Raw genomic sequence first — 20,196 nt, forward strand, 5'->3', positions numbered from 1 at the left:
ACCGGGCCGCGCGCACCTCCCCCCGGTCGGTGCGTGGCCCGGTGCTGGCGATCGAACCCCGATGCGGTTACCCCTATGACGATGGCCTCTTCCGACCTGCCCCACCTGCTGCTCGTCGACGATGAGCGGTCGATCCGCGAACCGCTGGCGCAGTACCTGACCAAGCAGGGCTTCCGTGTGACCCAAGTCGGCGATGCGGAGGCGGCGCGCGCCCGGCTGAACGCCTATGCGATCGATCTGGTCATCTTGGACATCATGATGCCGGGAGAGGACGGGCTGTCGCTGTGCCGCCATATCCGCGCGACGAGCGAGACGCCGGTTATCCTGCTGACCGCCAAGAGCGAGGAGACCGACCGGATCGTTGGGCTGGAGATGGGCGCCGACGATTATGTCGTGAAGCCCTTTTCCCCGCGCGAACTCGCCGCCCGGATCAAGGTCGTGCTGCGTCGCCTGGCGGCGGGTGGCGCGCGCCAGCATGCGCCGGAGACTGGCAGCTTCGCCTTCGCCGGCTGGGTATTGAAGACCGGTGAGCGCAACCTCGTCGACCGCGAAGGCGTCGCGGTGCCTCTGTCGACTGGTGAGTACAACCTGCTCCACGCGCTGGTGACGCGCCCGCGTCAGGTGCTGACGCGCGATCAACTGCTCGATCTGACGCAGGGTCGCGAGGCCGCCGCCTTCGACCGGGCGATCGACAACCAGGTCAGCCGCCTGCGCAAGAAGATCGAACCCGATCCCAAGGCTCCGCAACTCATCAAGACGGTCTGGGGCGGCGGATACACCCTGGCCGCCGAAGTCATCCGGCTGTGAAGCGCTGGCATATCTGGCCGCGTAGCCTCGCCGGCCAGATGGCGGCTCTGCTCGCGCTTGCGTTGTTCGTCGCTCAGGCGATCAATTTCGGCCTGATCCTGAACGAGCGGGCGAACGCTCGTTTGATGCAGGCCGCGCGCCTGGCGGTAACTCGGGTCGCCGACGCGTTGGAGCGGGAAGCCAACGGCGGCCGCCCCTTGCTGGCAGACCGCGGCCGAATTCGGCGGCAACCGACCAACCCAATCTTGCCGTTCTTGAAGACGCCTGAACCCAAGCTGGAAGCCGAGCTCCGTAGGCAGTTGACGGCGGCCGGCATCCCGTTCCGCCAAGTCGATACGAACAGGCTTGGGGAAAGCGACGAGGGGACGGACCGTGCCGGTTGGAAAGGCGCCCGGCACTATAATCGGCCGGGCCAGATGGAAATTGCGGTTCAGCAACCCGACGGGCGCTGGCTCGCGTTGCGCGCGCCTTGGCCACAACCGGGGCCGCGACTGCTGATCGCGCTGCTGACCCAAACCCTGATCCTCTACGGCATCGTCCTGCTGTCTGTGCTGTGGATCGGCAGCCGGATCACGCGCCCCCTGCGTACGCTCGCCACCGCAGCTCGCGCGTTCCGCCCCGGTGAGGATGCCGAGGCTGTGGAGGAACGCGGCCCTGCCGACGTCCGCGCCGTCATCGCCGCCTATAATAAGCTCGGCACGCGGGTGACGGCCATGCTCGACGAGAAGGACCGGATGCTTGGCGCGATCGGCCATGATCTGCGCACGCCGCTCGCCGCACTGCGCGTCCGCGTCGAATCAGTCGAGGATGACGACGACCGCCAGCGCATGGCCGATACGATCGACGAGATGGCGCGGATGTTGGAGGACATTCTTTCGCTCGCGCGCCTCGGCCGGTCGAGCGAGGCCGTGACCGAAGTCGATCTGGCCGCGCTGGTCGATGCGGTGGCGGAGGATTTCCGCGATCTCGGCCATGATGTCGCGACACGCGAGGTGGAGCGGCTGCCATGGCGTATCCGTCCTGCAACGATGCGCCGCGCGGTGCGCAACCTGGTCGAGAATGCGGTAAAATATGCCGGGGCGGCCGAAGTCGTTGTCGAACGGACGGCGAGCGGCGCCTGCATTGCCGTGCTCGATCGCGGCCCCGGTATCCCCGACGACAAGCTGACCCATGTCTTCGAACCCTTCATCCGGGTCGAGACGTCCCGCAACCGCGACACGGGGGGCATCGGCCTCGGCCTCGCGCTGGCTCGCGCGATCGTTCAGGATGTCGGCGGGACGCTCAGTCTGGCCAATCGCGAGGGCGGCGGACTGGCCGCGACGATCACGCTGCCGCCGCCACGAAACTAACCCGCAATATCAACCGTTCGGCCGCGTGAAGGAGTGGTAAAGCGTCATGATCGATCACCGCCACCAGCCGGAAGAACAAGCGGGCCAGGCCGTTGCCGAGGAAGGGATCGTGGTCCTGGACGGACCGGGCAGCGTCGCGGTCAGCATGACCCCGCATGCCGCGGAAGGGACTGCGGAAAGCCTGTCCGATGCCGCTCGGGAGGCGCGACGCCAAGCCGCCGAGGCCGAATGACGGTGACGATTAGGTTTCGGCCTGCATGATTACCGTCGCTTCCTATAATATGCGCAAGGCGATCGGCACCGATCGCCGACGCGATCCGATGCGGGTGATCGACGTCCTGCGCGAGATCGACGCCGACGTAATTGCGCTGCAGGAGGCCGATCGCCGTTTCGGCGCGCGCGCGGGCGTCATCGCGCCGCATTTGCTGGAGGAGCACACGCCCTGGAAGGCGTTGCCAGTCGGCATCCGCACCCAATCGATGGGCTGGCACGGGAACGCCCTGCTCGTGCGTAAGGATGCGGTTGTGACCGACTGCGAGGCCATCCATCTGCCGACGCTGGAGCCGCGCGGTGCGGTGATGGCCGACGTGCGGGTGAACGGCACGCCCTTGCGCGTCGTCGGCATGCACCTCGACCTGTCGGGCTTGTGGCGGCGGCGGCAGGCGCATGCGATCCTGGCGCATATCGCGGCATCGTCGGTGCAATATCCGACGGTGATGATGGGCGACCTCAACGAATGGACCCGTGCCGCCGGGTGCCTGAAGGACTTCTGTCGCGATTTCACCAGTGCGGAGACAGGCCCGAGCTTCCACGCCCGCCGGCCTGTCGCGCGGCTCGACCGCATCCTCGTCTCGCGTGATTGGCGGGTCGTCGAATGCGGGGTCCACGCCAGCCTTGCCGCGCGCACCGCTTCGGATCATCTTCCGATCTGGGCGCGGCTCGACCTCGCCTGATCGAAAGGGGCGGATGCGCGACAAGGAACTGCGGCTGGCGCTGGTCTGCTACGGCGGGATCAGCCTGGCGGTCTATATGCACGGCATCACCGGCGAGATCTGGCGACTGGCCTGCGCAAGCCGGGCGTTCCAGGATGCCGCCGCTCCGGGCGACGGATCGGAGGGTGTCTATCAGGCGCTGCTGGCCGAGATCGCCGACCACGCCGACCTGCGCCTGCGCATCCTGCCCGACATCATCGCGGGCGCCAGCGCGGGCGGGATCAACGGCATTTTCCTGGCGCAGGCGCTCGCGACCGGACAGTCGCTGGAACCGCTCACGCACATGTGGCTGGAGAATGCGGATATCGAGGCGCTGCTCGATCCCGATGCCGCGCCCGACCGTTTCTCCAAGCTCTGGGCGACACCGCTTGCCTGGATGGTTTCCGACCGCAACCAGATCGACGGCACGGTCGAGCCAGGATCGCGCGAGGATGTCGCCCGCAAGCTGCGGCAATTCGTGCGATCGCGCTGGTTCGAGCCGCCCTTCGGCGGCACCCGGCTGACGCATATGCTGCTCGATGCGCTCGACGCCATGGCGGCGGGTCCGAAGGGCGCGCGACTGCTGCCGCCGGGTCAGCCGCTCGATCTGTTCGTCACCGTCACCGATTTCCGCGGCCATCCCGAACGCCTGCGGTTGAATTCTCCGGCCGAAGTAGTGGAAACCGAGCACCGGCTTGTCTTCCCCTTCTCCGACAGCGGCGACGGGCAGTTGGCGGACGCCGCCGAACTCGCGCTGGCGGCGCGGGCGACGTCGAGCTTTCCCGGCGCCTTCCCGCCCCTGAAGGTCGGTGAGGTCGATGCCGTGCTGAAGGAACGCAAACAGCGTTGGCCGGGGCGCAAGGCGTTCCTTCGCCGTGTCCTGCCGCGCCATGCCGCGGTCAACGCTGCCGAGGATGCGGTTCTGATCGACGGCTCGGTCCTGGCCAACGCCCCCTTCCGCCCCGCGATCGACGCGCTGCGCGATCGCCCCGCCAAACGCCAAATCGACCGCCGCTTCGTCTATGTCGACCCGGTGCCGGGCTATAACTTCAACCTCGGGATTTCGAAGGTCGAGGCGCCGGGCTTCTTCCAGACGATCATCGGCGCGGTCAGCGAACTGCCGCGGCAACAGCCGATCCGCGACAATCTGGAGGCCATCGACGCGCGCACCGCGCGCGTCGAGCGGCTGCGCGGCATTTTGGCGGGCCTGCGCGACGACGTCGAGGCGGCGGTGGTCCGGCTGTTCGGCTACACCCTGCTGCTCGACTATCCGACGCCGGCGCGGCTGGCGGGGTGGCGACGGCGCGCACAGGTGGCAGCGGCGAAGGACGCCGGCCTGTCCTATTCGGCCTATGCCCGGCTGAAGCTCGCCGATGTGACCGCGCTGACCGTCGCCACGCTCCAGCGCGCCGGCGGCGACACCGGTCCCGACAGCCTGCGGCGGATCGGTCGCTGCGTGGAGGAGGCACTGGCGGCGCGCGGCGTTACGTCCGACACCGCTGCCGCGCTGGCCGCGACCGCCCCGATCGTCGACTTCCTGCGACGCTTCGACCTGGGCTTCCGCGTCCGGCGCCTGCGCCTGATGGCACGCCGGTTGGCCGAAATGGACGAACATGGCGACGACGATCTGCTCGCCCCCGTGCGCGAGGCAGTCTACGCATCGCTTGCCGAATATCTCGATCTCGAACGAAGCGACGCCTTCCTTGCGCTGAGAGCCGACGTGCGCCGCATCGCGACCGACCCCGATGCGGCGCTCACCGCGCTGGACGCGGCAATGAATCTGCCCGCGATCGATGCCCGAACCGACCGTCGGCTGTCGGCCGGACTCGTCTCCCTACCAAAGGACGTCCGGCGCCCCCTGCTGCTCGGCTATCTCGGCTTCCCCTTCTATGACATCGCAACCCTTCCGCTGCTGCAAGGCGAAGGACTGGACGAGTTCGATCCCGTCAAGGTCGACCGTATCTCGCCCGACGATGCCAAGGCGATCCGGGAGGGTGGCGCGGCGGCGACCCTGAAGGGTACGCAATTCCACAATTTCGGCGCCTTCTTCAGCCGGGCATACCGTGAGAACGACTATCTCTGGGGCCGCCTCCACGGCGCCGACCGGCTGATCGACATCGTCGTATCGACACTGCCCGCCAGCAGCCGCCTGAGGCCCGGCCGCGTCGCCGCCATCAAGCGCGACGCCTTCCTCGCGATCCTTGCGGCGGAAGAAGAACGACTAACTGCGATACCCGGGCTGTTCGAAGCCTTGCGCAAGGAAATTGGGTAAGGCTGGTCAATCGGCATTTCCGCGCATAGGATGGCGGCATGCAGTTCCTGAAGACGTTGCTGATCGTTTTCACCGTCGGCCTGGCGGTGGCCTTCGCCTTCAACAACTGGACGAACGTCGACATCCGGCTGTGGGGCGGGCTGATCGTCGGTATCAATATCCCGTTGCTGATGCTGCTGTGCTTCCTGCTCGGGCTGGTCCCGACCTGGTTGTGGCAGCGCGCGATCCGCTGGCGGCTGGCGCAGCGCCTGACAGCGAGTGAGCGCACCGTCGCCGACCTGCGCCTCGCAGTCGCCACGCCGGCTCCGGTTGCGGCTCCGGTTGCGATCGTCCCTGCCGCCGATGGCGACCCCTTGCCCCCCATCCCAGCCGAGGAACGCCGCCTGTGAGTTCGCCGCTGTATGTCGCGCTCGATACGCCCGATCTGGCGCGAGCGAAGGCGATTGCAGCGCGTGTGCGGAACCATGTCGGCGGGCTGAAGCTCGGCCTCGAATTCTTCATGGCCAACGGCCGGGCCGGCGTGCGCGAGATGGCGGACATCGGCCTGCCGATCTTCCTCGACCTCAAGTTCCACGATATCCCCAACACCGTCGCCAAGGCGATCCAGGCGCTACGCCCGCTGGAGCCCGCCATCCTGACCGTTCACGCCAGCGGCGGTCGCGCGATGCTGGAAGATGCCAAGGCCGCGGCCCCGACCGGCACGAAGGTTGTCGCGGTTACCGTGCTCACCAGTCTCGACGGCAGCGACCTGCGGTCGGTCGGCGTCGCGAGCGATCCGCACGAACAGGTCGTCCGCCTGACCGAACTCGCGCGCGAGGCCGGTATCGACGGCGTCGTCTGTTCGGGCGAGGAAGTCGCCGCCGCGCACAAGAAATGGCCGACCGGTTTCTTCGTCGTCCCCGGCGTGCGTCCCGCAAACGGGGCTGCCGGCGACCAGAAGCGCGTCGTCACACCGCGCGCCGCACTGGATGCCGGCGCGTCTATCCTGGTGGTGGGACGACCGATCACCCAAGCGGAAGATCCCGATCTGGCCGCACGCGCGATCGAAGCGACGCTCTAAGTCTCGTCAATCCCGCGCGAGATGCACGAAGTCGCGCTCGAAACTCTTCAGATGCGCGCCGCCGTCGACGAAGATCACCTGCCCCGTCACCGCTTCGGCCCGCGCGAGCCACAGGACCGCATCGGCGATCTCATCCGCCCGCGCATTACGCCCGAGCGGCATCAGCGCGCCGACGCGGTCGAACTGACCGGTGGCATAATCCTCGGTCGGGAGCACCAGTCCGGGCGCGACGCCATTGACCCGCGCCTTCGGAGCAAGCGCCAGCGCGAGGGTCCGCGTCGCCTCCGCCAGCGCCTGCTTCGACAGGGTATAGGCGAGCTGGTCGACCGGCGGATTGGCGATACGCTGGTCGAGAATGTTGACGATCGCCACACCATGGCCAGCGCGCGCAACGGCAGTCGCCAATGCCACCGGCGCGGCGAGGTTCACCCGCAGATGCGCAGCGACCGCATCATAGGCGCCGTCCGCGCCATCCATCGCCCCGAATCGGGAGGCGCCGTTGATCAGGACGTCGATCGGTCGGCCGAAGCGGCGCGCGACCGCATCGGGCAAGGCAGCCACCGCGCCCGGATCGTCGAGATCGGTGAGGAAGGTCTCGCATCGCCGGTCGCCGATCGCGTCCAGCAACCAATCCTCAGGTGGCGCACCGCTTCCCGATTGCAGCGCCAGGTCGTAGCCCGCCTGCGCCAGCCGCGCGGCGATATGCGCCCCAAGCCGTCGCGCACCGCCGGTGACCAGCGCCAACGGCATGTCAGCGCCGATGCCGGATGAGCGTGACGCCGATCGATTCGAGGCCTTCCGCGATCGCCAGCTTCACGATCCGGATCTGTACGCGGCGGATACGGGGGTCCTGAAGAAACAACGTCTCGGCGATATAGTCCGCGACGCCCTCAATCAGCGTGAAATGCACCCCCTGCGGCAGACCATCGGTCGCTGCATGGCGCAGATCCATATAGCTTTTCGATGCGTCGAGCGGCGTGTCGGGGGTGAATCGTGCCGGACAGTCAAGCTCGACGTCGAGAGAGATGCGCAGCGGCTGGGGAAGGTGCGTTTCCTCCGAATAGATGCCGGTCAGCACCATGACTTCGAGGTCGTGTACCTGCAGTGTCAGACTGTCCTGCACCGTCGTCCTTCCAAAGAGAGCGTCACCTGCGATATCAGAAGCATCGCGGCGCGAAAGCGTTCAGGGGCGCGGCTCGACAGCGCCGGCGCCGCTCGGGACCCTCCCGCCCCGGGCCAGCAGGCGATGCCGCTCGAACGGCCCCGGCAAACGCCAGCCACCGGTCGCCGCCGCGGTGAAGTCGAAGAAGCGCCCATAATATTCGGGATCGCCAATCAGCATCAGCGCGGACGTGCCGGGCAGGTCGGATGCATCCGCCACCGCCAGCATGCGGGCCATCAACTCCCGCCCGACTCCCCCGCGTTGGTTCGCCGGTTCGACCGCGACCGGCCCGACCAGAATCATTGGTGCGGTCGTGCCGTCGTCGCCGGAGAGCTGCACCGGCCAGCACTGGATCGTCCCGGCCAGACCGCCGTCATCATCCAAGGCGGCAAGGCTGAGCGCTCCGATCGCCGTCGTCCCGGCCCGCAGGCGATAGGCGGTACGCGCCCGTCGATCGGTCCCGAACGCACGGTCGAGCAATGCTTCCACCTGGGAAGGGGGAATGTCGGACAGCGGGATGATTGTCATGCCGGGGGTCGCTTGAAACACAAACCCCCGCAGGACCGGTTGGTCTTGCGGGGGTGTGGCGCGCCCGGAACGATTCGAACGTCCGACCCTCAGATTCGTAGTCTGATGCTCTATCCAGCTGAGCTACGGGCGCTTGGGAGTGGCGCTGATACGAGGCGAATCGGGGGAGCGCAAGCCATTGCTTGCAGAAAAATGCGCGCTTAGGCTTTCGGCATGAAATATCGTCTTTTTCTGCTGCCGCTGACCCTCTCCGCATGCGCCAGCCAGCCGGTCGACGCGCCCTCGCTCCTGCCCCGTGCGATCGAAACCCGCGGCGACGCGCCTGCGGCACAGCAAGATGAAAGTGTTCGACCCGACCCGACACTCGACGCGCGGATTGCCGAGCAGGTGGCGGCCTTCGACAAGGCGGCCGCTGCGTTCGACGCGAGCCGTCCGGCGCTGGCGAAACGGATCGGCGCGGCCAAGGGCGCGGCGGAAGGGTCGGAGCGCTGGCTGGACGGGCAGCAGGCGCTGGGCGAACTGCAACAGCTTCGCACCGCTGCCGACGCCGCGATGACCGATATCGAGGCGCTGGCGATCGGACGGGCAAGCGCGGGCCAGCTTCCCTATCCGACGCTGGACGCCGCGATCGCGCGCGCACAGGCGGTGATCGATCGTCAGATGACGGAGGAAAACCGGTTGCGCGCTCTGCTCGCCTGATCGCCTACTGGAACGCGCGCAGCACCGGCAGGATCGTCGCATAATCGTCCGTCCACGGCGTCAGGTCACGCCGGGGGTAAAGCGGCCGCCAGTTGCTCCCGTCGCTGATCACGCGGGCAAAGGTCGACGGATCGCGCGTCAGCACGATCCAGTCGCTCATCGTCGCATGCGGCCCTTCGTTCTCATGCGGCTGATATTGCAGCATCGCCCCCATCCATCCGCGTGCCGATGCCGCGACGACCGGCTCCAGGTTCAGGAAGCGGTTGGAGGTATGGACGAGCAACACGCCGTTGCGGGGCAGGACGCGCGCATAGGTCTCGAACGCCTCGCGCGTCATCAGGTGCATCGGGATCGCGTCGGACGAGAAAGCGTCGAGGACCAACACGTCAAGCGATGCTGCGGGTTCCTGCGCCAGTCGCATCCGCGCGTCGCCGACCACGATCCGCGCCTGGGGCAGGCAGCGCGACAGGAACGTGAACTTGGCCGGGTTCCGCGCCAGAGCGACGACGGCGGGATCGATCTCGTAGAAGCTCCAGCGCTGGCCCGCCTTGGCGTAACAAGCGAGCGTCCCGGTCCCGAGCCCGACCGCGCCCACGCGCGCATTGGGCCCGTACAGCTCCGGTGCCATGCGCAGCGCGATGCCGACGCCTGAGTTCCAGACATAATAGCTGGTCGGAAACCGCTCGCGCTCGGGCGTGCCGGTCAGCTGGATACCGTGCAGCGTGGTGCCGTGGGCCAGGGTCCGCTCATAGGCATAGTTGCGGATCGTATAGACGCCGAAATAGCTGCGCGTGCGGTGCTGCCCTTCGATGGTCACTTCCAGCGCACGCCAGCCGCCGAACAGCATCAGCGCCCCGAACAGCGCGATCATATAGGCGGTGCGCTGACCGACCAGCAGGATGCCGAGCACGCACAGGACGAGGTAGATGACATTTTCCGCCCCCGTCCCTCCGCCCGGCTGAACGTCCTGACGGATTGCGACAGCGGCGAGCCCGGCGACGACGATCGCGACGATCGCGATGCGCAGCCACATGCCGCGCCGGTCGCTCGCCCACAGTCTCGCGACCATGGGCAGCAGATAGGTCTGCGGCACCAGCAGCCCCGCTGCGAGCACCAGCAGCGGATATTCATAGGTCCAGTCGAATACGACCGGCGCGACGAGGCCGGAGAAGACGCCGCCCAACGCCCCGCCGACCGACATCGCGAGGTAGAATCCCGTCAACCGATCGGGTGCCGGCCGCAGGTCGTACATGCGCGTGTGCAGCGCGACCGCTACGACAAACAATAGAAGCAGCGCGATGCCGGCGTTGAGATAGGGCATCGCGTTGTGCCCGGCGATCATCACGCCGCCGAACAACAATATGGTGACGGGGGCAAACCGCGTGATCGTGTCGGCGATCCCGCGCCGCACCGCGAAGGCGACCGAGAAGCTGAGCAGATAGAGGCCGAGCGGCAGCACCCACAGCAGCGGCACGGCGACGATGTCGGTGGTGAGGAACGTCGACGTCGCGAGCATCAGCCCCGAGGGCACGAACGCCAGCGCGATCCACAGCAGCACCCGCCGGACCGGCGCCGGTGGCGACGCCTCGCCGACGATCTCCGCCGCCTCCGCCCGTCGCGGCAGCCGCCAAGCGCACCCCGCGACCAGCAGGAACAGCGCGACATAGCCAGCGCTCCAGACCAGGCTCTGCCTGCCCAGCGCCATCGTCGGCTCGACAATCAACGGATAGGCGATCAGCCCGCCGAAACTGCCAATATTCGACGCGGCGTACAGCGCATATGGGTCACGCCCCGGCGCCGCGACCGCATACCAGCGCTGCATCAGCGGTGCTTGCGCAGATACGGCGAAGAACAGCGGCCCGATCGATGCGCCGAGCAGCCACGGCACCCACACCGCTGGCTCGGCGTCGGCGGGCATCTCGAAATCGTACAGCCCGATCGGCAACCACAGCGCCGCGATCGCCAGCACGCCCAGATGCACCGCCGCACTCTGCCGCGGACGCAACTTGCTCAGGGCGTGCGCATAGGCATAGCCGCCGAGCAGCAACGCCTGATAGACCAGCATCGCCGAATTCCACACCGCCGGCGCGCCACCCAGACGCGGCAATGCCATCCGCGCGACCATCGGCTGGACCAGGAACAGCAGGAACGATCCCGTAAGGATCGTCGCGACGAACAGCGCGCGACCGGCGCGAGATGCAGGCGGCGCGGCGGTCTCGATCACGCAGTCGGCCGATCGATCGTGTAGACCAGATGCCGGCGCAGCGGATGCCCCTCCGCGAAATCGGGATGGTCGAAGTGAAGGTCCGGCCGTTCGGACATGCCAAGGCGTCGCATAAGACCCCAAGACGCTTCATTCGCCGGAACGGTCCATGCCGCGATCCGCGCGCGATCGGTATTCGCCCATCCCCAGGCGAGACTCGCCTCCGCCGCCTCGCGGGCATAGCCTTGGCCCCAGGCATGTCGCGCCAGCCGCCAGCCGATCTCCAGCTCGTCTGTCACCCCGGTTCCGGGGTGCCCGCCGAGCCGCAATCCGCAAAAGCCGAGGAAGGCGCCGTCCGCCCGCCGCTCGATCGCCCAGAAACAATGGCCGTCCCGCGCTTGACCCACGCGGTGGCGATCGATGACCGCTATGGCCGCATCCCGATCGATCACGCCGTTCAGGTGGCGCATGACATCGGCGTCCTGCCCCATCGCCGCGAACGGTTCGATATCGGCGTCGCGCCACGGCCGCAGGACCAGCCGCTCAGTCTCGATCATGCGCCGAGCAATCGTGCGGCCAGCGGGGCGTGATAGGTCAGCACGCCCGAACAACCCGCACGCTTGAACGCCATCAGCGTCTCCAGCACGACGGCCTCACGCTCCGCCGCGCCGACCGCCACCGCGGCCTCGATCATCGCATATTCGCCCGACACCTGATAGGCGAAGACGGGCACGCCGAACTCGCTCTTCACCCGCACGATGATGTCGAGATAGGGTAGGCCCGGCTTGACCATCACGCTGTCCGCGCCCTCGACCAGGTCGAGCGCGACTTCGCGGATCGCCTCTTCGGCGTTGGCCGGGTCCATCTGATAGGTCTTCTTGTCGCCCTTCAGCAGCCCGCGCGTGCTAACCGCGTCGCGGAACGGGCCATAGAAGCCGCTCGCATATTTGGCGGCATAGGCCATGATCTGGACGTTGCGATGGCCCGCGCTTTCCAGCCCTTCGCGGATCAACCCGACGCGACCGTCCATCATGTCCGACGGCGCGACGATGTCCGCCCCCGCCTCGGCCTGGACCAGCGCCTGACGGACGAGCACCTCGGCCGTCTCATCGTTCAAAACATAGCCCGCACCATCGACCAGCCCGTCGTGGCCGTGGCTGGTATAGGGGTCCAGCGCCACGTCGGTCAGCACGCCGACCTCCGGCGCGGCATCCTTGATTGCCCGGATCGCGCGGCACATCAGATTGTCGGGATTAAACGCCTCCGCCCCGTCGTCGCTGCGCAGATGCGGCGGCGTATTGGGAAAGAGCGCGATGCACGGGATGCCGAGCGCCGCCGCTTCCTTCGCCCGCTCCGCGACCTTCGCCAGCGACCAGCGTGACACGCCGGGCAGACTGGCGATCGGTTCCTCGTCAGCACCTTCGGTCACGAACAGCGGCCAGATCAGGTCGGCCGGGGTCAGCACATTTTCGGCATGAAGCCGCCGGCTCCAGGCGGAGGCGCGGGTGCGACGCAGGCGAAGCGCGGGATAGTGGGACATGGCCGCCAGCCTTGCGCCATCGCCTGCCCTGCTTCAAGCGTTACGCATCCGAAACCGGAGCTGGCGCGTTGCAGCCGATCATGAGCCGTTTCACCTCCGCCGCCCTGATCGTCAACGCCAAGTCGCGCCGCGGCCAGGCCCTGTTCGAACAGGCCTGCAAGGCGCTCGACGGAGTCGACTTCCCCGTCGATGCCCATGCGGTCGAGGACCCGAACGACCTGGAAGCTACGGTCGAGCGCGCGTTAGCCAAGAAGCCGCAACTGGTCGTCTTCGGCGGCGGCGACGGGACCGTGTCGGGCCTGGTCGACCTGCTGGTCGGCAAGGACGTGGTGCTGGGCGTCCTGCCGCTCGGTACCGCCAACAGCTTCTGTCGCACACTTGGCATCCCGCTCGACGTGGCGGGCGCCGTGCAGGTGTTGAGCGAGGGGCGGCCGAAGCGGATCGACCTCGGCATGATCGATGACGATTACTTCGCCAACGCCGCAACGATGGGCATCGCCCCGAAGATCGCGGAGACGGTACCGCACGACCTGAAGAAATGGCTTGGCCGCGCGGGGTATCTCAGCTGGGCGGCGATCCAATATGCCAAGTTCCGTCCCTTCCCCGTCTCGATCGACGACGGCAGCGGTCAGCCCCGCGTAATGCGCGCGGTCGAGGTCCGTATCGCCAACGGCCGCTACCACGGCGGCCAGGAGATGATGGAGGACGCGGCCATCGACAACGGCGAGATCCTGGTCGAGGTCGTCCGCGGCCACCTGCGCAGCCGGCTGCTCTACAACTGGGCGGCCAACGTGCTGCGCCTGCCGCAGCGGCGCGAAAAGGTCACCGTGTTCCGCGGGCGATCGATCCGCATCGACAGCGACAAGCCACGACCGATCTCGATCGACGGCGAAGTGCTGGCAACGACCCCGGTCACGGCGAAGGTCGCTCCGGGGATCATCGAGGTGATGGTGCCGGCGTAGGCCACAACTGCCAACCGTTCGCCCTGAGCTTGTCGAAGGGCTGCTTTTCTTCGTGCCTCACGCATTACGGCTTGAAGGAGAAGGGCAGTGCTTGGACAAGCTCAGCGCGAACGGGTTGATGCCTCACCCTGTAGGATGCACCCGCCCGGCCGGCTCCGCATCGGCGTGCGCCTGCTCCTCGCAATCCGCCGGTTCGGGCGTCAACAAAGCTCCCTTCCGCCAGTTGCCGTAGCGATAATAAGCCACCGCCATCACCAGGTTCGCCGCCGACCCGGCGGGAAAGCTCCACCAAAGGGCATCCGCCCCCCACGCCGGCAACAGCGCCGCCGCGAAGCCGAGCCGCACCGGGTACATCGACACGAACAGCATCACGAGCGGCGCGATGACCGCCCCGTTCGCGCGCACGGTCGAGAACAGCACCATCGTCGCGCCGAACAGGACGAAGCCCCACGCCGCGACCAGCTGGATATGCGCAGCAATCGGCATCGCCGGACTGTCCTGCCCGAGGAACAGGCCAAGCACGGCGCGGTCGAACAGGGTCGTCACCACCACCATCACCCCGGTCAGCGCCAGATTGGTGATCAGCCCGGCCCGCGTGATCCGGCCGACCCGGTCCCATCGGCCCGCCCCGATATTCTGCGCCGTCATCGCGCTGACCGCCGCCCCGATCGCCAGCGCCGGCATCTGGATATAGGTCCACAGCTGTTGAGCGACGCCGTACGCCGCGACGGTGTCGACGCCCTGCCGGTTGACCAGCCCCGCCATCGCCAGCCCCGCCGACGACATGACCAGCATCTGCGCACCCATCGGCAGGCCCTTCGCCTTGATCGTCCGCACCAAAGGCCCGTGCGGCTTCAGATAGGCAAGCTCGCCGCCGCGCAGCCGCAGCGGCAGGTCGCGGGCGTAGACATAGACGACAAGGCAGGCGAGCGAGACATGATTGGCCACCAGCGTCGCGGTCGCCGACCCGGCGATCCCCAGCCGCGGAAACGGCCCGATCCCGGCGATGAGGAACGGGTTGAGGCCGGCATCGATCACGACGCTCAAAACCATGAACCAGAAAGGCGTCGTCGAATCGCCGGTCCCGCGCAGCCCCATCATGACCAGCACGACCATCATCGACGCCGGCAGGCTGAGGAAGATGACGCGCAGATAGGCCAGCGCGAGCGGAAACGCGTCGCCGGGCGTCGCCAATATCGTCAGGATTTGCGGCGCGAGCATCCAGCCGATTGCCGCGATCACCACGGCTCCGAACAGCACCATCCCGACCGCGGTACCAAACGCCCGTCGCGCCGCGTCGATGTCGCCGCGCCCCATCGCCTGACCGACCAGGATCGTCGCCGCCATGCCGAAGCCGAACACGGCACCGAACATCAGGAACATGATGATGTTCGCGTTCGATGTCGCCGCCAGCGCCGCCTCACCCAGGAAGTGCCCGACCCAGATCGTGTTGATCGATCCGTTCAGCGACTGGAGGATGTTGCTGCCGAGCGTGGGGAGCGCAAAGGCGAGCAGCGTGCCCGCGATCGGGCCGGTGGTGAGGTCGCGGCTCTTGCCGCCTTTCTCCTCCTTCGTCATGCCGGACTTGATCCGGCATCCAGAGCCACAGGCGATATGGCCCGCGACTCTGGATCCCGCGTCGAGCCCGGGATGACGAAAGTGGATAGGGTAGCCGTCACCCTCAGCCCAGCCGCCCCAACGCCGCCGCCAGCCGCTCGGCCTCCGCCGCCTTGTCGGCGTGATCGGCCTTCGCCTTCTCGACCGCTTCCGGCTTGGCGCGCTCGACGAAGCTCGGGTTGCCGAGCCGCCCGGCCAGCGCATCGCGCTCCTTCTCCGCCGCGGCGATCGCCTTGGTCAGACGCGCGCGTTCAGCGGCGAGGTCGATGACGTCGCCTAGGGGCAGGACGAACGTCGCCTCGTCCACGACGATCTGGAGCGCGCCGCCCTCCGGCGCCGCGCCCTCCGCCCGGTCGATCCGGGCGAGACGCGCGATGACCGCCGCCTGCGCGGACAGACGAGCCTCGGTGGCGGCCGAAGCATCACGGACATGGACAGGCAAACGCGCGCCCGGCGGCACATTAAGTTCGGTCCGCGCGGCACGGACTTCACTGACCAATCGGATCAGCCACTCGATCTCCCCCGCCGCTGCCGGATCGAGCGCGCGTGCATCGGCCATCGGCCACTTCGCGACGATCAGGTCGTATTCGCGTGCCCCCATCGCGTGCCACAGCTCTTCGGTGATGAAGGGCATGAACGGGTGGAGCAGGACCAGGATCTGGTCGAGCACCCAGCCCGCGACCGCGCGCGTCTCGTCGGCGCCCTCGACGCCCTCGCCTTGCAACACCGGCTTGATGAGTTCGAGATACCAGTCGCAGAAGCGGCTCCAGACGAACTGGTAGATCGCATCCGCCGCGCCGTCGAAGCGATAGTCGGCCAGCGCCAGGTCGACCGCCTGGATCGTCTGCACCGTCTCTGCGACGATCCACTTGTTGACGGCCAAGGTCGCGGCCGGCGGCTCCGGCGTCGACGACGCGCCGATGCCGTTCGACTGGCAGAAGCGGCTGGCGTTCCACAGCTTCGTCGCGAAGTTGCGATACCCCTCGACCCGCTTCTCATCCATCTTGATGTCGCGGCCCTGGCTTTCCATCGCCGCCATGAAGAAGCGCAGCGCGTCAGCGCCATATTGGTCGATCAGCCCCTGCGGGTTGACGACATTGCCCTTCGACTTCGACATCTTCGCGCCATCGGCGGCGCGTACCAGGCCGTGGAGATACAGCGTGCGGAACGGCACGTCCTTCAGGAAGTGCATCCCCTGCATCATCATCCGCGCATCCCAGAAGAACAGGATGTCGAAGCCGGAGATGAGGACGTCGTTGGGGTAACGGCGCTGCCATTCGGCTTGGGCGTCACCCTCACCCTTCCCACCGCCTGCGGCGGCGGGCCCCTTCCCTCTCCCATCGGGAGAGGGAGGGAGCGGCGAAGCCGCGGAAGGGTGAGGGTGATCGGCTTCGTCAGGCCACCCCATCGTCGCGAACGGCCACAGTGCAGACGAAAACCACGTATCCAGCACGTCAGGATCGCGGGTCAACGCGACACCCGCCCCCGCCTGCGCCTGCGCCTCTTCCTCGGTTTCCGCGACATAGGCGTTACCCTCGGCGTCGAACCACGCCGGAATCTGGTGCCCCCACCACAGCTGACGCGACACGCACCACGGCTGGATGTTCTCCATCCAATTGAAAAACGTCTTTTCCCACGTCTTGGGCACGATCTGGATGCGCCCGTCGCGCACCGCCTCGACCGGACCCTTGGCCAGCGTCGCGGCGTCGACATACCATTGGTCGGTCAGCCACGGCTCGATCACCACACCCGAGCGGTCGCCATAGGGCGTCTGGATCGTGCGCGGCTCGGCGTCGTGCTCTTCGCCATCCTTGTCGACGTGCGGGATCAGGATGCCTTCGTCCTTCAGGCGCGCAACGACCGCCTTGCGTGCCTCCGCCGTTGACAGGCCCAGGAACGCGTCGGGGATCAGCCCGTCCGCGGTCTGGACGATGCGCGCCTTGGCATCGAGCATGTTGAGCATGTCACGCGCGGCGATGCCGGCGCGCTTGCCGACCTCGAAGTCGTTGAAGTCGTGGCCCGGCGTGATCTTCACCGCGCCCGATCCAAGCTCCGGATCGGCATGTTCGTCGGCGACGATCGGGATCAGGCGGCCGGTGATCGGCAGGCGCACCTGCTTGCCGATCAGCGCGGTATAGCGCGCGTCGTCCGGGTGCACCGCGACCGCCATGTCGGCCAGCATCGTTTCCGGCCGGGTCGTCGCGACCTCGATATGACCCGATCCGTCCGCCAGCGGATAGCGCAGCCGCCAGAAGCTGCCCTTCACTTCGCGCGTCTCGACCTCAAGGTCGCTGATCGCGGTCCCCAGGCCCGGATCCCAGTTCACCAAGCGCTTGTCGCGGTAGAGCAGCCCCTGGCGGTGAAGCTCGACGAAGACCTTGAGCACGGCCTTCGAGAAGCCGGGGTCCATCGTGAACCGCTCGTTCTCCCAGTCCATCGAGCAGCCGAGACGCCGAAGCTGCGACGTGATCTCGCCGCCGCTCTCCGCCTTCCACTGCCACACCCGGTCGATGAACGCCTCCCGGGTGAAGTCGGTGCGCTTCTCGCCCGCTGCGTTCATCTGGCGCTCGACCACCATCTGTGTCGCGATGCCGGCGTGGTCGGTGCCGACTACCCACAGCGCATCCTTGCCCTTCAGCCGCGCGTGGCGGACCAGAATGTCCTGCAACGTGTTGTCGAGCGCGTGGCCGATGTGAAGGCTGCCCGTGACGTTGGGCGGCGGGTTGACGATCGTCCACGGCTCCGCATTCGGGCGGTCGGGGCGGAACTGGCCGGTCCCCTCCCAATGCGCGTACCATTTCGCCTCGATGGCGGCGGGATCGAAGGTCTTTGCGAGTTCGGTCATGGGGGCGGCTTTAAGCGATGTGTGTCATTTCACACCACCCCCTTCGTCATGCCGGACGTGATCCGGCATCCAGGGCCACAGGCCGTCCCGCCTGCGACCCTGGATCCTGGGTCGAGCCCGGGATGACGCGCCTTACTTCGCCCCCTTCCCCGTCCACCGGTTCAGCCAGCCCAGCACCTCGCCATACCACTGCCGCGAGTTCTTGGCCTTCAGCACCCAGTGGTTCTCGTCCGGGAACACCACCAGCCGCGACGGGATGTTGCGCCGCTGGAGCGCAGTGAAGCTCGCGAGCCCCTGCGTGTACGGGATGCGAAAGTCCTTCTCGCCGGTGATGACCAGCATCGGCGTCTGCCACTTGGCGACATGGTTCACCGGGTTCCAGCGCTCGAACGCTTGCGGGTCCTCGTAATAGGCCTTGCCGCCATGCTCCCATTCGTCGAACCAGAGTTCCTCGGTCTCATACGCCATCGCGCGCGCATCGAAGACGCCGTCGTGCTGGACCAGACACTTGAACCGGTCGGGCCACTGCCCGGCAAACCAGTTCATCATATACCCGCCATAAGAAGCGCCGAGCGCGCAGGCGTTGTCGGCGTCGAGCCAGCCGAACTTGGTCGTCGCCGCGGCGAGCCCCTTTTGCAGATCCTCGAGCGGCCAGCCGCCCCAGTTATTGCGGATCGCATCGGTGAAAGCCTGACCGTATCCGGTCGACCCGTGGAAATCGACCGCGACGAGGCCGTAGCCGGCGCCAGCGAACACCGCCGGGTTCCAGCGGTACGACCAACCGTTATTGCTCGACCCCTGCGGGCCGCCGTGGACCATGTACGCGATCGGCACCTTGCCAGTGCTGCCCGCGGGCTTGACCGCATAGCCCCAGACGGTGTCGTTGTTCGCGCCCGTGAAGTTGAAACGGGTGATGGTCGGCCAGTCGATGTCCTTGAGCTTGGCCGCATTGACGCTGGTCAGCCGGACGTTGCGCTTGCCGTCCAAGACGTAGAAATCGTCCGGCGCGACCAGGCTGTTCATCGCATAGACGAAGCCCTTCGCGGTCGGCACCACGGCGGTGACGTTGCCCTGCTGCGTCAGACGCGCCACCTTGCCGCTGGCGGCGTCGACCGACCACACCGGGTTCTCCTGCCTGTCCTGCGCGGTCACCAGAATGCGCTTGCTGTCGGGCGTCCAGGCGATCGATTCGACCGAGCGATCCCAGCCGCTTGTCAGCGCGCGGACCTGCCCCGTCTGGAGGTCGCGGACCATCAATGTCAGCTTGTCCGCCTCATACGTCGGGCGCGCCATCGCCGCCCAGGCGAGCCACCGGCCATCGGGTGAGACGGTCGGGAAATTATCCGTCGCGTCATTGGCGTCGGTCAGGTTCGTCGGCGCGACCGAGCCATCTGCGGGCACCGAGAAGATGTCGAGGTTGGTCGACGTCGCCTCGATCCGCCCCGCCTCGCGTAGCGCGAAATAGACGGTGCGGCCGTCCGGGCTCCACGCGACTTCCTCGCCACCGCCAAAGGGCTTGGACGGGGTGTCGCCGATCAGCGTGCCGGTAATCGCGACACCGTCGCCCGGCGCGCCGTCCGCGCCCAGCGGAAGGACGAACAGCTGCGAGCGGTTGCCGTTCGCCCAGCTATCCCAATGCCGCACGAACAACTGATCATAGGTGCGGCCCGAGCCCGCGTTCGGGTCCTTCTTCTCCATCGCCGGGGCGAGGCTCGGCGCGCCGGGCTTGCGGTCGGCCCAGATCAGGATCTTGTCCCCGGTCGGCGCGACCTTGAAGCCGCCGAACCCGCCCTGGAAACCGGTCAGCTTGCGCGGGGCACCACCGGCGAGCGGGATCGCCCACACGGCATCGTCGCCGCCCTTGTCCGACTGGAAGTAGACGGTGTCGCCGACGATCTGCGGGCTCGTCTCGTTGACGTCGGCCTCGGCCGCCAGCTTCTCCGGCGTCGCGCCCTTGCGGGTCAGGTCGAACCGCCACAGGTCGAACCGGCCGCGATTGGCGGCGAGGTCAGTTTCGCGCTGTTGCCAGACGAGCCAGCGGCCGTCCTTCGACACCGCGGGCGACGATATGCGCGACAGCATCGTTACATCGTCGATGGTCAGTTGGCGGGCACTCGCCGGGGCGGAGACGGAGAGCAGCACGGTGGCTGCGAGCAGGATGTGCTTCATGGGCGGCAGGTG

Annotated in this window: 18 protein-coding genes and 1 tRNA gene; 9 read left to right on the forward strand and 10 right to left on the reverse strand. The window is 67.4% G+C overall.

The window, feature by feature from the left end; genetic code table 11:
- Positions 1-81: 81 nt before the first annotated feature.
- The 7 genes from ACFSC3_RS14325 to pyrF are packed head-to-tail and all read left to right on the forward strand — an operon-like array spanning position 82 to position 6,459.
- A complete protein-coding gene (locus ACFSC3_RS14325) occupies positions 82-807 on the forward strand; it encodes a response regulator (protein ID WP_380941471.1) in 726 nt (241 codons plus the stop codon).
- Positions 804-2,156 (forward strand): sensor histidine kinase, encoded by a 1,353-nt coding sequence (locus tag ACFSC3_RS14330; protein WP_380941114.1) that lies wholly within the window; start codon positions 804-806, stop codon positions 2,154-2,156. The genes ACFSC3_RS14325 and ACFSC3_RS14330 overlap by 4 nt, the downstream gene beginning before the upstream one ends.
- Before the next feature lie 46 nt (positions 2,157-2,202).
- Entirely contained in the window at positions 2,203-2,388 is a 186-nt protein-coding gene (locus ACFSC3_RS14335) for a hypothetical protein (protein ID WP_380941115.1), read from the forward strand.
- A 25-nt stretch (positions 2,389-2,413) separates the two neighbouring features.
- Positions 2,414-3,109 (forward strand): endonuclease/exonuclease/phosphatase family protein, encoded by a 696-nt coding sequence (locus ACFSC3_RS14340; protein ID WP_380941116.1) that lies wholly within the window; start codon positions 2,414-2,416, stop codon positions 3,107-3,109.
- A gap of 13 nt (positions 3,110-3,122) precedes the next feature.
- Entirely contained in the window at positions 3,123-5,399 is a 2,277-nt protein-coding gene (locus ACFSC3_RS14345) for a patatin-like protein (protein ID WP_380941117.1), read from the forward strand.
- 38 nt (positions 5,400-5,437) lie between these two features.
- Positions 5,438-5,788 (forward strand): hypothetical protein, encoded by a 351-nt coding sequence (locus ACFSC3_RS14350; protein WP_380941118.1) that lies wholly within the window; start codon positions 5,438-5,440, stop codon positions 5,786-5,788.
- On the forward strand, positions 5,785-6,459 hold the full coding sequence (pyrF, locus tag ACFSC3_RS14355; RefSeq protein WP_380941119.1) for an orotidine-5'-phosphate decarboxylase: 675 nt from the start codon (positions 5,785-5,787) through the stop codon (positions 6,457-6,459). The genes ACFSC3_RS14350 and pyrF overlap by 4 nt, the downstream gene beginning before the upstream one ends.
- 6 nt (positions 6,460-6,465) lie before the next feature.
- On the opposite strand, the gene ACFSC3_RS14360 is transcribed toward pyrF, so the two are convergent.
- The 4 genes from ACFSC3_RS14360 to ACFSC3_RS14375 all read right to left on the reverse strand — a co-directional run bounded on the left by ACFSC3_RS14360 (position 6,466) and on the right by ACFSC3_RS14375 (position 8,282).
- The gene (locus ACFSC3_RS14360) at positions 6,466-7,209 is read right to left on the reverse strand and encodes an SDR family oxidoreductase (RefSeq protein WP_380941120.1); all 744 of its coding nucleotides are present in this window, start codon (positions 7,207-7,209) and stop codon (positions 6,466-6,468) included.
- A gap of 1 nt (position 7,210) precedes the next feature.
- Positions 7,211-7,582 carry a dihydroneopterin aldolase gene (locus ACFSC3_RS14365; protein ID WP_380941121.1) on the reverse strand — a complete coding sequence of 124 codons (372 nt, stop codon included), beginning with the start codon at positions 7,580-7,582 and terminating at the stop codon, positions 7,211-7,213.
- 60 nt (positions 7,583-7,642) lie between these two features.
- Positions 7,643-8,149 carry a GNAT family N-acetyltransferase gene (locus ACFSC3_RS14370; RefSeq protein WP_380941122.1) on the reverse strand — a complete coding sequence of 169 codons (507 nt, stop codon included), beginning with the start codon at positions 8,147-8,149 and terminating at the stop codon, positions 7,643-7,645.
- Positions 8,150-8,205: 56 nt separating this feature from the next.
- Positions 8,206-8,282, reverse strand: a tRNA-Arg gene (locus ACFSC3_RS14375).
- A gap of 80 nt (positions 8,283-8,362) precedes the next feature.
- Here ACFSC3_RS14375 and ACFSC3_RS14380 point away from each other — a divergent pair.
- Entirely contained in the window at positions 8,363-8,848 is a 486-nt protein-coding gene (locus ACFSC3_RS14380) for a hypothetical protein (RefSeq protein ID WP_380941123.1), read from the forward strand.
- A 4-nt stretch (positions 8,849-8,852) separates the two neighbouring features.
- Here the strand turns inward: ACFSC3_RS14380 and ACFSC3_RS14385 are convergent, their stop codons facing one another.
- The 3 genes from ACFSC3_RS14385 to hemB are packed head-to-tail and all read right to left on the reverse strand — an operon-like array spanning position 8,853 to position 12,591.
- Positions 8,853-11,072 (reverse strand): spermidine synthase, encoded by a 2,220-nt coding sequence (locus ACFSC3_RS14385; protein ID WP_380941124.1) that lies wholly within the window; start codon positions 11,070-11,072, stop codon positions 8,853-8,855.
- Positions 11,069-11,608, reverse strand: a complete 540-nt coding sequence (locus ACFSC3_RS14390; protein ID WP_380941125.1) for a GNAT family N-acetyltransferase — start codon at positions 11,606-11,608, stop codon at positions 11,069-11,071. The genes ACFSC3_RS14385 and ACFSC3_RS14390 overlap by 4 nt, the downstream gene beginning before the upstream one ends.
- On the reverse strand, positions 11,605-12,591 hold the full coding sequence (gene hemB / locus ACFSC3_RS14395; protein ID WP_380941126.1) for a porphobilinogen synthase: 987 nt from the start codon (positions 12,589-12,591) through the stop codon (positions 11,605-11,607). The genes ACFSC3_RS14390 and hemB overlap by 4 nt, the downstream gene beginning before the upstream one ends.
- An 80-nt stretch (positions 12,592-12,671) precedes the next feature.
- Between hemB and ACFSC3_RS14400 the strand changes: the two genes are divergently transcribed.
- A complete protein-coding gene (locus ACFSC3_RS14400) occupies positions 12,672-13,553 on the forward strand; it encodes a diacylglycerol/lipid kinase family protein (protein WP_380941127.1) in 882 nt (293 codons plus the stop codon).
- Between the two features lie 123 nt (positions 13,554-13,676).
- Here ACFSC3_RS14400 and ACFSC3_RS14405 read toward each other — a convergent pair whose 3' ends face one another.
- From ACFSC3_RS14405 to ACFSC3_RS14415, 3 genes are all read right to left on the reverse strand, one after another.
- Positions 13,677-15,131 (reverse strand): MATE family efflux transporter, encoded by a 1,455-nt coding sequence (locus ACFSC3_RS14405; RefSeq protein ID WP_380941128.1) that lies wholly within the window; start codon positions 15,129-15,131, stop codon positions 13,677-13,679.
- Between the two features lie 103 nt (positions 15,132-15,234).
- A complete protein-coding gene (locus ACFSC3_RS14410; protein WP_380941129.1) occupies positions 15,235-18,015 on the reverse strand; it encodes a valine--tRNA ligase in 2,781 nt (926 codons plus the stop codon).
- A 132-nt stretch (positions 18,016-18,147) separates the two neighbouring features.
- Positions 18,148-20,184, reverse strand: coding sequence for a S9 family peptidase (locus ACFSC3_RS14415; RefSeq protein WP_380941130.1), 2,037 nt, complete (start codon positions 20,182-20,184; stop codon positions 18,148-18,150).
- Between the last annotated feature and the right edge of the window lie 12 nt (positions 20,185-20,196).

Origin of the sequence: Sphingomonas floccifaciens (genome assembly GCF_042681125.1) — a bacterium.
Taxonomy (GTDB): domain Bacteria; phylum Pseudomonadota; class Alphaproteobacteria; order Sphingomonadales; family Sphingomonadaceae; genus Sphingomonas; species Sphingomonas floccifaciens.